This is a genomic window from Chelatococcus sambhunathii (genome assembly GCF_001418005.1).
GTDB lineage: Bacteria > Pseudomonadota > Alphaproteobacteria > Rhizobiales > Beijerinckiaceae > Chelatococcus_A > Chelatococcus_A sambhunathii.
This window is the reverse complement of sequence record NZ_LIOL01000015.1, coordinates 26,579-40,423: the sequence shown is the minus strand read 5'-3', so window position 1 is coordinate 40,423 and position 13,845 is coordinate 26,579. Positions and strand designations below refer to the sequence as shown.

Sequence of the window (13,845 nt, the reverse complement as noted above, 5' to 3'; positions counted from 1 at the left end):
GTGTCGTTCGAGAACCCGGAGGTCGCATCGACCTGCGGGTTCCTTCCTTTCAGCCAAGTGCCCTAAGGTGCCGGATCGGCCGGCCGGGTGCCAGTGTCTCGGCCGCGGCGACGATGGACTGCGTGTCGATGCCGTAGTGCCGGTAGAGATCGGCGAGGCTGCCCGTCTGGCCGAAGTGCTCCACCCCGAGCGAGCGGGTGCGATGGCCGCCGACGGCGCCGAGCCAAGCGAGCGTCGCTGGATGGCCGTCGAGCACGGTGACGATGCCGCAGTGGGGCGGCAGTTTTGCGAACAGCCGCTCGACGTGGCTCCGCGCGTGCACGAGGCCGCGCTCCCGGGCCCGGCTCGCCGCCGTCCAGCCGGCATTGAGCCGGTCGGCCGAGGTGACGGCGAGCAGGCCAACGTCGCGCCGGTCCTCCGCCATCAGGCCCACCGCGGCAATGGCTTCGGGCGCGATGGCGCCGGCATAGGCGACGACGATCTCCGAATTCGGCCCTGGCTCGCGCAGCCAGTAGGCGCCGTCGATGATGTCGCGGGCGAGGTCCGCGCTCATCGTGCGCTGCGGCTGGGCGAGAGGCCGCGTCGACAGGCGCAGATACACCGAGCCGCCGGTCTCGTCGCGCAGCCATGAGCGGGCGGCAGAGCCGTCCTCGTCCGCGGCTTCGCCGCTGCGCTGCATGTAGTCGAAGGCAAAGCGCATGATGACGGAGAGCTCGTCGACGAAGGCGGGCTCGAAGGCCGCGAGCCCGTCCTGCGCCATGCCGATGAGCGGTGTCGCGATCGACTGGTGCGCACCGCCCTCCGGCGCCAGCGTGATTCCCGAAGGCGTCGCCGTGAGGAGGAAGCGTGCATCCTGGTAGCAGGCATAGTTCAGCGCATCGAGCCCGCGGGCGATGAAGGGGTCGTAGAGCGTGCCGATGGGCAGCAGCCGCTCGCCGAAGAGGCTGTGCGAGAGACCCAACGCCGAGAGCATGATGAACAGGTTCATCTCGGCGATGCCAAGCTCCATGTGCTGGCCCTTGGGCGAGAACTCCCAGTTGAAGGTCGAGGGAATGCGCTCCTGCCGGAAGGTGTCGGCCATCGCCTCGCGCGCGAAGAGCCCGCGCCGGTTGACCCATGGCCCGAGATTGGTCGACACCGTCACGTCCGGGGACGTGGTGACGATGCGCTCGGCGAGCGCCGTGTCCGAGCGGGCGAGCTCGTTGAGCACGAGGCCGAAGCCCTGCTGCGTCGACATCTCCGCCTGCTTCGGCGCCGGCAGCTCGGCTGGCACGGGCACGCGCGGAGCGGTGAGCCGCCGCGCCCCGCGGGCATTGAACGGCACGGCGTCGAGGAACGCCTGCAGCTTGCGCGCATCGACGCCGAGGCCCTCGAACTTGTCCCACTCGTGCCCCGGGCGGATGTTCATCGCCTTGCGGAAGTCTTCCATCTGGGCCGGCGTCATCAGTCCTGAATGGTTGTCCTTGTGGCCGGCGAGCGGCAGGCCGAAGCCCTTGATCGTATAGGCGATGAAGACGACCGGCTTGTCGTGCGCCTTTGCCGCCTCGAAGGCGGTGATGAGCGAGGGCAGGTCATGGCCGGCGAGGTTCGTCATCAGCCGTGCCAGCGCTTCGTCGCTGCGCCGCTCAATGAGGGCGGTGACCGGCCCCTGGTCGCCGATGTCGTCGAGGAGGCGCTTGCGCCAGGCCGCGCCGCCCTGGAAGGTCAGCGCCGAATAGAGCTGGTTGGGGCAGGTGTCGATCCAGCGCCGCAGCGCCTCGCCGCCCTGCTCGCGAAAGGCCTCCTCCAGCAGCGAGCCGTATTTCAGCGTCACCACCTCCCAGCCGAAGGCCGAGAACAGGGCCTCGAAACGGGAGAACAGCCCCTCGCGGATGACGGCATCGAGGCTCTGGCGGTTGTAGTCGATGATCCACCAGCAGTTACGGAGGCCCTGCTTCCAGCCCTCGAGCAAGGCCTCGAAAATGTTGCCCTCGTCCATCTCGGCATCGCCGATGAGGGCGACCATGCGCCCCTCCGGCCAGTCCTTCGCCCAGCCGTGCGCCTTGACGTAATCCTGCACCAGCGAGGCGAACAACGTCTGCGCCACGCCGAGCCCGACCGAGCCCGTGGAGAAATCGACATCGTCGACGTCCTTCGTGCGCGAAGGATAGGACTGGGCACCCCTGTAGGCGCGAAAATCCGCGAGCTTCTCCTTGCTCTGATGGCCGAGGAGATACTGGATCGCATGGAAGATGGGGCTTGCGTGCGGCTTCACCGCGACCCGGTCCTGCGGCCGCAGCGCAGAGAAGTAGAGCGCCGTCATGATGGTGGCGAGCGAGGCCGAGGAGGCCTGATGCCCGCCGATCTTGAGCCCGTCCTCGTTGTTCCGCAGGTGGTTGGCATTGTGGATGGTCCAGGTGGCCAGCCACAGCACCTTCCTCTCCAGCTCGGAGAGATGGGCGAGGCGCTCGTCCGTCATGGGCAGTCCCTCTGTCGTTCTGGGCGGCCGCGGCCGCGACAGGGTTAGGCTAGGGCGCGCAACGTGGCATAACTTGCCAAATTTGCCAGCGCACGTTCAAATCATGGCAATTATAGAGAGAAGCCCCAGTTCCTGCGATGAAAAAACGCCACGTCGTCCTCGATGACATCGACCGGCGCATCCTCGCCGCCCTGCAGGCGGACGGGCGCACAACCATCCAGGCGCTGGCGGAGCGGGTCGGCCTCACCACCTCGCCCTGCCTGCGCCGCGTGCGCCTGCTCGAGGAGGCCGGCGTCATCCGGGGCTATGTGGCGGTGGTCGACCAGGCGGCGGTCGACCTGCCGGTGAGCGTCTTCATCTCCATCAAGCTCGAGCGCCAGCGCGAGGAGGAGCTCGACCGTTTCGCCGCCACCGTGTCCCGCTGGCCCGAGGTGATGGAATGCTACCTCATGACCGGCCAGCGCGATTACCTGATGCGCGTGGTCTGCGCCGATCTGCCGGCCTACGAGCGCTTCCTCAAGGAGAAGCTGACGCGCCTCGACGGGGTTGCCTCCATCGAGTCGAGCTTCGCGCTGGAACAGGTCAAGCACACCCACGTGCTGCCCCTGCGCTGATGACCTGTTACCGCAAGCGCTGCACGTGATCGATCAGTACATGCAACGTCGCGGCGACGTTCGCGCGCCGTTGATTGTCTCGGCACGCACCGAGCGCGAGCGGCGCGCCCCCTATCGAACACGCACCAGGGCGAGGGCGCCCGCGGCCATCAGGATAGCCGCAACAGCGAAGCTGACGCTGGGGGATACGGCGGTCCACAACACGCCGACGGCTGCGCTGGAGACGAATTTCGCGGCACCGTTGACCGTGCCGAGCGCCCCGTAGCTCGTCGCGAGCGTATCCTGGCTGACCATCTCGGCCGTCACGGTCGGTTCGAGCGCCTCCTGGACGGCGACATAGAGGCCCGCGACGAAAAAAATCCCGGCAAGCAGAACGACGGTCCCCGCGCCCGTCGCGAAGACCAACGCGGTGAGCGCCGCGGTCAGGACACCAAGGCCATAGCCCGCGATCAGCACGCCGCGCTGGCCAAAGCGATCCGCCAACATCCCGATCGGGTAGGACGTGGCGACCTGGACCACATTGCGCCAGACATAGAGCAGGCCTGCGGCCTGGGCAGCGTCGATAACGCCCATCGCAGGGGTCAGCAACTGGGTCGCTGCCAGAATGAGCAGACTGTGTGAGAAATCACCCATCCCGAAAATGCCAACGGCGACGAGGTACCGCTTGAAGCGGGCCGGCAGACCTCGCAACGTCGAGAAGAACTTCAGCGCCGGGTTCGGCGACTGCTCGGGGTCACGCACGAAAATCAGAAACGCCAGCACCGCGAGGGCGCCGGGGATGAGCGTCAGCCAGAACACCAGGCGGAAGGGGCCGGAGGCCGTCTCCCACGGAAGATGCTGCGCCCAGCCGAGCAAGGCGACCCCGAGCAGCGGCCCGGCGACCGCGCCGATCGTATCCATCGCACGATGGAAGCCGAAGGCCCGTCCGCGCGTATCCGGCGTGATCGACTGGGCGACGATGGCGTCGCGCAAGGGGCCGCGCAGGCCCTTGCCGAACCAGGACACGATGCGCCCGAGCAGAATCAGCGGCCAGCCCACAGCAAGCGCGATCAGCGCCTGGCCGAGCGGCGTCAGGCCATAGCCGACGAGCACAAGCAGCTTGCGACGGCCGAACTTGTCGGCAATGTAACCCGCGACCATTTTGGTGAAGCTCGCTACGGCATCGGCAATGCCTTCGATGAGGCCAAGTGCCGCCGCCGGTACGCCGAGAACGGCAAGAAAGCCCGGCAGGATGACCGTCGTCGTCTCGTAGCAGAAGTCGCCGAGCGCGCTGGTGAGGCCCGCACCGGCCACGGTCCGGTTGAGCCAGTTGTGCGGGCCGTTCTCGGGTGTCGCGGCGATCGTCTCCGCCTTCTGTGTCATCGCCGCACCCCTCATCGATTCTCATCATGGGCGTCGAAGACGCGCCGGGCATAGTCGTCGAGCACCGCCTCGCAGCCCTTCAGGCGCTGCTCCGCCTCGGCCGCGCGCGCGGCGCCGTAGAAGTCGAGTTTCCTGATCCTGGCGAGCCAGCCCCTGAGCTTCTTCAGGTCGACGTCGTTCTCTTCCAGTTCGGCATAGGTGAAGTGGCTCGCGTCGACCTCTTTGGCGACCTCGCGCTCGAAGTCGTCGCACTTGTCGATGAATTCCGCATAGGCTTCGTCCCGGTCCGCCTTGAACCGTGCGATGACCTTGCCTTCCTGTGCCTTGTCGAGCGCGATGGTCTCCAGGATCACGCTTTCGCCCTTGGCCTCCGCGATGTCGTTTTCGAGCATCTTCAGCCGTCGAACATGATCGTCGGTCTTCGGCAGCAGACAGACGCCGTTCTGCAGATAGACGGCGCCCATACCCTTCAATCGGCGCCAGAGCGCCACGCGCCTGGAGGCGGGTTCGGGCGGGACCTTGTACGTGAGGAGGAGCCAAGTGAATGATACCATCGCCCACATTTAATGTAACGGCCGTCACAAATCAATCGTCACAATGTGAGTGACGCTGGCTGTGCGGCCAGACCGCGCTGGGCTAGCGATGCCGCCAGACTTTGACCGCCGAGACCAGCAGGATCGCGGCGAGCGCCGGGAGCAGCACCGCGCCCGGCACGATGCCGAGCAATTGGCCGCCGATGAAGGAGCCGGCGATCGAGCCCGCCGCCATGAGGAGGACAAAGCGGCGATTGCGGCCGAGCACCGCGAAGCTGTCGTCGCGACTGTAGCGAGCAAACCCCACGATCATGGTCGGCAGACTGACCGCGAGCGACAGGCTGCCGGAAAGCTTGATGTCGAAGCCGAACAGCAGAACCAGTGTAGGGATAAGCAACTCGCCGCCGGCGACGCCGAGGAGGGAAGCGACCACGCCGATAACGAATCCCGCGGCGACGCCGGCCATAGTCTGCGCGATCCCGCTCGTCAGCGGGACGCCGGCCCCGTCCGCGTCGTGCCCGAAGAGCAGCACGGCCGCGATGCCGAGCAGCAGCAGCGCGATCACGCGATTGAGCGCACGGGCTTGCATCCGCGTGGCCCAACCTGCTCCGAACCAGGCGCCCAGCAGACTGCCGGACAGGAGATTGACGACGACAGACCAGTGATCGGCGATGGCGCCGAAGGGCACCGTGCCAGCGCGGAATGGCAGGGCCGACGCCACGACCACGAGGCTCATCGCCTTGTTGAGGATGACCGCCTCGAGCGCAGGAAAGCGAAAAAGCCCGATAAGCACCGGCAGGCGAAACTCCGCCCCGCCAAGGCCGATCAGCCCGCCGAGGGTTCCGATGACCGCGCCCCAGCCGAAAGCCTTCGCAGAGCGGACGTTCCGCATCATTGCGCTGGTTCGCTGCGCATGGGTGCGCGGGCGACGTGATCGCGGGCGACCGACATTGACTTGACGATGGCATGGACCGCATCACCCGGCTGGAGGCGTAGCTGGTCGGCCGCCCGGCGGGTGATGCGAGCGAGAATCTCATCCTCGCCCACCTGGACATGAACGATCACGCCCGGCCCGGTGCCGGTTACGATGCCGGCGACTTTTCCGGCAAGGATGTTCTGCGCGGAAAGCCCGTCGGGCCGCTTGCGAGCAAGAATGACGTCATGCGCCATGATCCGCACGCGCACCCGCGTGCCAACCGGCCCATCGATGGTGGGCAGGAACAGGGGACCCGCGGCGGCGTCGAGCCGGGTCAGCCCGTCGTCTGCGTGTTCGACAATGATCGCCGGCAACATTGCCGCGATCTCGCGAATGCCCATGGCGCGCAAGGCTTCGGGATCGGCCATCACCTCGGCCGTGGTGCCTTCGCGCACGGCACGCCCTTTTTCGATCACCGCCACGCGGTCGGCCAGCAACTGGGCCTCGTTAACGTCATGGGTGACAAGCACCACCGGCATTCTGAGGTGCGCGCGCAGGGCGACAATCTCGTCGTAGAGCCGCTCGCGCGTGGCGCGGTCCACCGCTGAGAACGGCTCGTCGAGCAGAAGGGCCTGGGGGCGGCGGGCAAGCGCGCGCGCCACCGCGACGCGCTGCTGCTGCCCTCCCGAAAGCTGGGCGGGCTTGCGGTCGGCGAAACCCGGCAGGTTGACGAGGGCCAGAAGGCGCTCGGCCTCGGCCCGCGGGTCCGGCGCGCTCCGGTCCATCGCCGCGATCACGTTCTGCGCCGCCGTCATATGCGGAAACAGCGCATAGTTCTGGAACACGACGCCGACATGCCGCCGGTGCGGCGGCAGGTTCACACCAGCGGCCGTGTCGAGCCATACCTCGCCGTCCACCGTGACCCGCGCCATCTCCGGCCGCCAGAGCCCGGCGATGGTCCGCAGCAACGTGGTCTTGCCCGAACCGGAGTGACCGACCAGCGCGAGCAACTCGCCGGGTTCCGCGCGGAAGGATGCGTCGAGCGGAATGGGGGCTTGCGCCTTGGCCATCACCTCCAGCGTCATCAGGACAGCCTCCGTCCTACCCGTGCCGAGAGCATGTAGGTTGCTGCGATGGTGAAAAGCGAGATCGCCACCAGCGTGGCCGACATGATGCCGGCGCCGGCCATGTCGAAGCCCTGCACACGATCGTAGATCGCGATCGCGATCGTCTTCGTCTCGCCCGGGATTGAGCCGCCCATCATCAGGATGATGCCGAATTCGCCCAAGGTATGTGCGAAGGTCAGGACCATGGCCGTCAGCACACCGGGCCAGGCCAGCGGCAGCTCGACACGCAACAGGCTGCGCATCGGCGACATGCCGCAGCAGGCGGCCGCCTCACGCACATCGACGGGAACCGCCTCGAAGCCACGTTGCGCTGGCTGGATGGCAAATGACAGGTTGAAGATCACCGAGGCCACCAGAAGCCCCTCGAAGGTGAACACCAGTTGATGGCCGAAGCTCGCCTGCCAGAAGGCGCCGATGGGTGAGTTTCGTCCGAAGGCCATGAGCAGGTAGAAGCCGAAGACCGTCGGTGGCAGCACAAGCGGCAGCATGACCACCGCCTCGACCAGTCCCTTGGCGCGGAACTGCCGGTAGGCGAGCCAGCGCCCGGTCACGATGGACACGGGCAACAGGATCGCGACGGTCCACCCGGCGAGCCGCAGCGACAGGAACAGGGCAGTCCAGTCCAAGGATCAGCCCTCGTCCGGCAGCACGAAGCCGAAGGATTTCATGATGTCACGCGCCTTGGATGTCTTGAGGTAGGCATAGAATTGCTCGGCGACGGGACCGGCGCTCTTCAGGAGCGCCATGCGCTGCAGCAGCGGCTCGTGCCAGTCATGCGGGATCAGCGCGAATGTGCCCTGCGAACGCACCTCCGGGGCTAGCGCGAGCGAATAGGCGATGATGCCGCCTTCTGCATTGCCCGAGAGGGCGAATTGCGCCGCCTGGCTCACGTTTTCGCCGAGAACGAGATGCGGTCTCACCTTCTCCCACAGGCCGCGATGCTTAAGCGCTTCTTCGGCGCGCAGGCCATAGGGGGCATGTTCCGGATTTGCAATGGCGAAGCGAGTGATTCGGCCTGCCTCCAGTTGTGCCGCGAGATCGTCCATGGCCGCGTCTGGCTTCAACAACGAGCCGTGCGGCACCATCAGCACGATGCGGCCTTCGGCATAGAGGTCACCCTCGTCCCTGGTGAAGCCATCTTTGTGAAGATCGCGGATGAATTTCTCGTCGGCGGCCATGAACAGCTGGAATGGAGCGCCCTCGCGAATCTGGGTGGCGAAATTGCCGGTCGAGCCGAAGGAGAGTTTCACCTCCTTGCCGGTGTCGGCCTTGAAGGCTGCGGCAATCTCGGTGACGGCGAATTTGAGATCGGCAGCGGCGGCAATGACGGGCGCCGGCGCCTGCTGGGCCGCGGCCCCGGTCGTCGGAATCGCAAGGCCTGCGATCATCGCCCCGGCCACAAGGCCAAGCGCGAGAAGGGGCCGCCGTGTCCAAGCATGAGCAGTCATGAATACGTCGCTTCGATATATCCGATGGACTATATCGAGTGGCAGCGCGACCTGCCAAGGCGGGACGGCCGGGAAAATCCATCTTCGGAGAGTTCGTCGGCAAAGGTCGGCAAAGCCGCCGAGATTGCGCGCGTAATCCGGATCGACTGCTTTGCAAGAGGACCGGGGAGGCGGATTCTGGTCCACCACAGGCCTTTCCCGCTCATGGGTCAAGCCGGCGGTGCTGGATATCGATAGGCTGAGCAAGGGTGCGGCGAAGCTGCCGGCGGAGGGCGACATCCTGAAGAAGCGCGAACCACGGAAGCATCCGGCGGATGGCATGGCTGCCCGCAGGCCGCGCAAGCCGAGGGCCTGATAGGCTAGGGCCGGGCGATAGGCGAGGTGCGCCAGCTCAGGCGTGCAACGGCACGCCCTTCGCTAGCCCACCAGTAGAAATGGCCGTCGAGGCGATGGTGCGGGCGGTCGGACTCGAACCGACATATCCGTAAGGACGGCGGATTTTGAGTCCGCTGCGTCTACCAATTCCGCCACGCCCGCACATGCCCACCAGCTTGAGCCGGAGCGCGGCGGATCATAACGGCGGCGCAACGCCGGTCAATGCAGCAGAGAGAATTGCCACGAGAATTCGACATGGGCTTGTGCCGGTGCGGCTCGTTGGCCGATGGACAAGCGCCCGCCCGCCCGGTAAGCGAAGCCGATGTTCCGACGCCTCTATGACTGGACGCTCTCACTCGCCGGCAGGCCCCGTGCCACCTGGGCCCTTGGTGCGGTTTCCTTTTCGGAGAGCTCGTTCTTTCCTGTGCCGCCGGACGTCGTCCTGGTACCGATGGCGCTTGCGCGGCCGGACCGGGCCTGGTTCTACGCCATGGTCTGCACGGTCACCTCGGTGGTCGGCGGGCTCCTCGGTTATGCGATCGGGGCCTTGCTTTACGATTCGCTGGGGCTGTGGCTCATCCAGCTCTACGGGTATGGCGACAAGGTGGAGAGCTTCCGCAGCGCCTATGCGGAATATGGGCACTGGGTCATCCTGCTGAAGGGCCTGACGCCAATCCCGTACAAGCTTGTCACTATCACTTCGGGCTTCGCCGGCTACGATCTCTTCTGGTTCGTGCTCCTGTCCATCGTGACGCGCGGCGCCCGCTTCTATCTCGTCGCCGGGGTGATGCACCGCTTCGGCGGCCCCATCCGGCGCCTGCTCGACGAGCACCTGACACTGGTGGCGTCCATCGTCATCGTGGGCATCGTCGGTGGCTTTGCCGCAGCGGTTCTTCTCTTCTGACGATGGTTGCTTCAGCCGATCGTGAGATGCAACCCGATTGAACCTGTGGCCATCTGCGCCGCGTGCAAGAATGAAGGCGTCCTGGACGGCGCCGATGGAGGACGAGGCGAATGAACGCTCTGGCCGAGTTTTTGGCGAGCCCGCGTCGCGTCGCGCTGGCCATCCTTCTCGCCGCGGTTGCGACGATCGGGGGCGCCCTCGTTTTCGAACATGGCTTCGGCCTTCGGCCGTGCCCGCTCTGCCTCATGCAACGCAACCCCTACTACGTGGCCATGCCCGTCGCCTTCGGTCTCGCCGTCCTGCCGCCACGGCCGGCGCTCGAGCGGGCAAGTGGCGTTGGCCTGCTGCTGCTCGCTGGCGTCTTCCTGGTCAGTGCTGGCCTCGGGGCCTATCATGCGGGCGTCGAATGGGGGTGGTGGCTGGGGCCGAGCGACTGCGCCGGCACGGGTGGAGCGAACCCCGCGGCGGTCGGTGACTTTCTGCAGAGCCTCCAAGGCACACGCGTCGTCAGTTGCACGGAGGCGGCCTGGCGTTTCCTGGGGTTGTCGCTGGCAGGCTGGAACGTGCTGATCTCGCTGGCCATTGCGGCGGTGGCGGCTCTCGGTGCGAAAGCGGCGCTGACGCGCGGCTGATCAGGGCTCGAGTTCGGTATCCCAGTAGAGGTAGTCGAGCCAGCTGTCGTGCAGGTAGTTGGGCGGGAACTGTCGGCCGTTGTGGTGCAGGTCCTGCACGCTCGGGGCATAAGGCAACTGGTCGGGCCACATCCCGACATCCTCGGGCAGGCGATCGCTCTTGCGCAGGTTGCAGGGGGAGCAGGCGGTGACGACGTTGTCCCAGGTGGTTTGCCCGCCCTTCGACCGGGGAATCAGATGGTCGAACGTGAGGTCTTCGCGGGAGCCGCAATACTGGCAGGTGAAACGATCGCGCAGGAAAACGTTGAACCGGGTGAAGGCGGGGTGTCGTGACGGTTTGACGTAGGTCTTGAGGCAAACAACCGAAGGCAGGCGCATCTCGAAGCTGGGACTTCGAACTGTTCGGTCATAGTGCGAGAGGATGTTGACCCGCTCGAGGAAGACCGCCTTGATCGTGTCCTGCCAGCCCCAGAGCGAAAGAGGGTAGTAGCTCAAGGGCCGGTAATCGGCATTGAGCACCAGGGCCGGACAGGCGTCCGGCGACACCGTCGTGTGAGGCACGTGCACCGTCACGGGGGCCTCCGCTGGTTGGGGGCTCGCACGTGACGTGCGAATCCGTCAGCAGAGATAGTCTATAAACCGTGTGACGGGCTTGTGAAGCGCCAAGATGGAGGCGGAGGGCTGCGTCTTTGCCGCAGCCGCGCCATGGCGGGTTCCCTCAGCGAGTGGGAACCGGGTGTTCGCCCCGATAGTCGTAGAAGCCACGCTTCGTTTTCCGGCCGAGCCAGCCGGCCTCGACATATTTCACGAGCAGCGGGCAGGGGCGATACTTCGAGTCGGCGAGGCCGTCGTACAGCACCTGCATGATCGACAGGCAGGTATCGAGGCCGATGAAGTCGGCAAGTTGCAGCGGCCCCATCGGATGGTTGGCACCGAGGCGCATGGCCGTATCGATCGATTCCACCGAACCCACGCCCTCATAGAGGGTGTAGATCGCCTCGTTGATCATCGGCAGCAGGATGCGGTTGACAATGAAGGCCGGGAAGTCCTCGGCAAGCGTCGCCGTCTTGCCGAGGCTGGCGACGAACGCCTTTGTGGCCTCGAAGGTGGGATCTTCGGTGGCGATGCCGCGGATAATCTCGACGAGTTGCATCACCGGCACGGGATTCATGAAGTGAATGCCGATGAAGCGCTCTGGCCGGTCAGTCGTGGAGGCGAGCCGGGTGATGGAGATGGACGAGGTGTTGGTACCGATGATGGTTTCCGGCGGCAGGGCAGGACAGAGCGCCTCGAAGATCCTGCGCTTCGTCTCCTCGTTCTCCGTCGCCGCCTCGATGACGATGTCGCAGCGGGCGAGGGCCTCGTAGGTGAGAGCGGGCGTGATGCGCTGGAGCGCCTTCTGCTTCTCGGCTTCGCTGATCTGGCCCTTGGATTCCTGGCGGGAGAGATTGCCGTTGATGGTCGCAAGCCCGGCGTTGATGCGCTCCTCGCTGAGGTCATTGAGCGCGACGTCGTAACCGGCGAGTGCGCAGACATGGGCGATGCCGTTGCCCATCTGCCCTGCGCCGATGATGCCTACTGTCCGGATCTGCTGAGACATGAAGTCCAATCCATCCCTGTCGATACCCGCCGACTTTCGCCGGCCGGCGCGCGTGGCGGCCCACCAAAACCGGCAAGCGCGGCAGCCTGAGGCTGTTCCGCGCTCTGTTTTTATCACTCTCCCGGGCGAACGCCACGGAAACCGCTCGCGGCGGTTGCCGTGGCGTGCATGTCAGCGACCGATTTTCTCCAGTTCCTCGCCAAGTTCGGGCAAGGCGGTGAAGAGATCGGCAACGAGGCCATAGTCCGCCACCTGGAAGATGGGAGCCTCCTCGTCCTTGTTGATGGCGACGATGACCTTGGAATCCTTCATGCCGGCGAGGTGCTGGATGGCCCCCGAGATGCCGACGGCGATGTAGAGCTCCGGCGCCACCACCTTGCCCGTCTGGCCCACCTGCCAGTCGTTCGGCGCGTAGCCGGCATCGACCGCCGCGCGCGAAGCGCCCATGGCGGCACCCAGCCTGTCGGCAACGGGCTCGATCACCTTGGTAAAGTTCTCGGCAGAGCCGAGCGCACGGCCGCCGGAGATGATGATCTTGGCGGAGGCGAGTTCGGGACGGTCGGACTTCGACAGCTCCTCGCCCTTGAAGGACGAAAGGCCCGGATCCTGCCCGGCGGCGACCTGCTCGATCGGCGCCGAACCGCCCTGACCGGCAGCCTGGAAGGCGGCGGTGCGCACGGTGATGACCTTCTTGGCCTCGTTCGTCTCGACCGTTTGGATGGCGTTGCCGGCGTAGATCGGCCGCTCGAAGGTGTTCGGCGAGATGACCTTGGTGATTTCCGACACCTGCATGACATCGAGCAGAGCCGCGACGCGGGGCATGACGTTCTTGCCCGTCGTCGTGCCGGGCGCGAGGAGGGCGTCATAGCCATCCGCCAGTGACACGATAAGAGCGGCCAGCGGCTCGGCGAGGCGGTGCTCGTAAAGCGGGGCGTCGGCGAGAAGCACCTTCTGGACGCCGTCGAGCTTGGCGGCGGCTTCTGCGACCGCGCCACAGCCGGCACCGGCAACGAGGACATGCACCGGCGCGCCGAGCGCCTTGGCCGCCGTGAGCGCCTTGGCAGTAGCCTCGTTGAGGGTCTTGTTGTCGTGCTTGGCGAGAAGCAGCGTCGTCATCTTAGAGAACTCCTGCCTCGTTCTTGAGTTTCTGCACCAACTCGGCAACCGAGCTCACCTTGACGCCGGCCTGGCGCACGGGCGGCTCCGCCGTCTTCAGCACCTTGAGGCGCGGCGACACGTCGACGCCGAGCGTCTCGGGGCTTGTCTCGTCGATCGGCTTCTTCTTCGCCTTCATGATGTTGGGCAGTGACGCATAGCGCGGCTCGTTGAGGCGCAGATCCGTCGTCACGATGGCCGGCAGCTTCAGTGTCAGCGTCTGCAGGCCACCGTCGATCTCGCGCGTCACGTCGACGGAGCCATCGCCGACCACGACCTTGGAGGCGAAAGTGCCCTGCGACCAGCCGAGCAGGGCGGCGAGCATCTGGCCGGTCTGGTTGGCGTCGTCGTCGATGGCCTGCTTGCCCATGATGACGAGGCCGGGCGCCTCCTGCTCGATGATCTTCTTGAGCACCTTGGCGACGCCGAGCGGCTCGGTGGCAACGTCGGTCTTCACGAGGATGCCGCGGTCGGCGCCCATGGCAAGGCCGGTGCGGATGGTCTCGGCCGCCTGCTGCGGGCCGATCGACACGACGACGATCTCGCTCGCCTTGCCCGCCTCCTTGAGGCGGATGGCCTCCTCGACGGCGATCTCGTCGAAGGGGTTCATGGACATCTTCACATTGGCGAGCTCGACACCCGAGCCGTCCGCCTTGACGCGGATCTTGACATTGTAGTCTACGACCCGCTTCACGGGCACCAGGATCTTCATCGACTTGAG

At 66.0% G+C, this 13,845-nt stretch carries 14 protein-coding genes and 1 tRNA gene; 3 read left to right on the top strand and 12 right to left on the bottom strand.

The window, feature by feature from the left end:
* Window positions 1-49 precede the first annotated feature (49 nt).
* Entirely contained in the window at window positions 50-2,458 is a 2,409-nt protein-coding gene (locus tag ASC46_RS19190) for a transketolase (RefSeq protein ID WP_055460897.1), read from the bottom strand.
* Between the two features lie 137 nt (window positions 2,459-2,595).
* Between ASC46_RS19190 and ASC46_RS19185 the strand changes: the two genes are divergently transcribed.
* Window positions 2,596-3,072, top strand: a complete 477-nt coding sequence (locus ASC46_RS19185; protein ID WP_019402220.1) for an Lrp/AsnC family transcriptional regulator — start codon at window positions 2,596-2,598, stop codon at window positions 3,070-3,072.
* A 111-nt stretch (window positions 3,073-3,183) separates the two neighbouring features.
* Here the strand turns inward: ASC46_RS19185 and ASC46_RS19180 are convergent, their stop codons facing one another.
* The 7 genes from ASC46_RS19180 to ASC46_RS19150 all read right to left on the bottom strand — a co-directional run bounded on the left by ASC46_RS19180 (window position 3,184) and on the right by ASC46_RS19150 (window position 8,995).
* Complete coding sequence (locus ASC46_RS19180) at window positions 3,184-4,365, bottom strand: MFS transporter (RefSeq protein ID WP_210166023.1); 1,182 nt, start codon at window positions 4,363-4,365, stop codon at window positions 3,184-3,186.
* Window positions 4,366-4,445: 80 nt separating this feature from the next.
* Window positions 4,446-4,988: a Chromate resistance protein ChrB gene (locus ASC46_RS19175; protein WP_055460927.1), complete on the bottom strand. Its 543-nt coding sequence runs from the start codon at window positions 4,986-4,988 to the stop codon at window positions 4,446-4,448.
* An 82-nt stretch (window positions 4,989-5,070) separates the two neighbouring features.
* Entirely contained in the window at window positions 5,071-5,862 is a 792-nt protein-coding gene (locus tag ASC46_RS19170; RefSeq protein ID WP_055460895.1) for a sulfite exporter TauE/SafE family protein, read from the bottom strand.
* Entirely contained in the window at window positions 5,859-6,968 is a 1,110-nt protein-coding gene (gene modC / locus ASC46_RS19165) for a molybdenum ABC transporter ATP-binding protein (RefSeq protein WP_055460894.1), read from the bottom strand. The genes ASC46_RS19170 and modC overlap by 4 nt, the downstream gene beginning before the upstream one ends.
* Window positions 6,968-7,636, bottom strand: a complete 669-nt coding sequence (modB, locus tag ASC46_RS19160) for a molybdate ABC transporter permease subunit (protein WP_055460893.1) — start codon at window positions 7,634-7,636, stop codon at window positions 6,968-6,970. Before modB ends, modC begins: the two co-directional genes overlap by 1 nt.
* A gap of 3 nt (window positions 7,637-7,639) precedes the next feature.
* Window positions 7,640-8,800, bottom strand: a complete 1,161-nt coding sequence (modA, locus tag ASC46_RS19155; RefSeq protein WP_245280632.1) for a molybdate ABC transporter substrate-binding protein — start codon at window positions 8,798-8,800, stop codon at window positions 7,640-7,642.
* Between the two features lie 108 nt (window positions 8,801-8,908).
* Window positions 8,909-8,995 (bottom strand) — tRNA-Leu (locus ASC46_RS19150).
* A 160-nt stretch (window positions 8,996-9,155) separates the two neighbouring features.
* Here ASC46_RS19150 and ASC46_RS19145 point away from each other — a divergent pair.
* Both ASC46_RS19145 and ASC46_RS19140 read left to right on the top strand, forming a co-directional pair.
* A complete protein-coding gene (locus ASC46_RS19145; protein WP_055460891.1) occupies window positions 9,156-9,737 on the top strand; it encodes a YqaA family protein in 582 nt (193 codons plus the stop codon).
* Between the two features lie 110 nt (window positions 9,738-9,847).
* Window positions 9,848-10,369 (top strand): disulfide bond formation protein B, encoded by a 522-nt coding sequence (locus ASC46_RS19140; RefSeq protein WP_055460890.1) that lies wholly within the window; start codon window positions 9,848-9,850, stop codon window positions 10,367-10,369.
* Here the strand turns inward: ASC46_RS19140 and ASC46_RS19135 are convergent, their stop codons facing one another.
* The 4 genes from ASC46_RS19135 to ASC46_RS19120 form a co-directional block, all read right to left on the bottom strand.
* The gene (locus ASC46_RS19135) at window positions 10,370-10,942 is read right to left on the bottom strand and encodes an HNH endonuclease (protein ID WP_082464910.1); all 573 of its coding nucleotides are present in this window, start codon (window positions 10,940-10,942) and stop codon (window positions 10,370-10,372) included.
* A 145-nt stretch (window positions 10,943-11,087) separates the two neighbouring features.
* Complete coding sequence (locus ASC46_RS19130) at window positions 11,088-11,969, bottom strand: 3-hydroxybutyryl-CoA dehydrogenase (RefSeq protein ID WP_055460925.1); 882 nt, start codon at window positions 11,967-11,969, stop codon at window positions 11,088-11,090.
* Between the two features lie 171 nt (window positions 11,970-12,140).
* Entirely contained in the window at window positions 12,141-13,085 is a 945-nt protein-coding gene (locus ASC46_RS19125; RefSeq protein WP_055460889.1) for an electron transfer flavoprotein subunit alpha/FixB family protein, read from the bottom strand.
* 1 nt (window position 13,086) lies between these two features.
* A complete protein-coding gene (locus ASC46_RS19120) occupies window positions 13,087-13,836 on the bottom strand; it encodes an electron transfer flavoprotein subunit beta/FixA family protein (protein ID WP_055460888.1) in 750 nt (249 codons plus the stop codon).
* Window positions 13,837-13,845 lie beyond the last annotated feature (9 nt).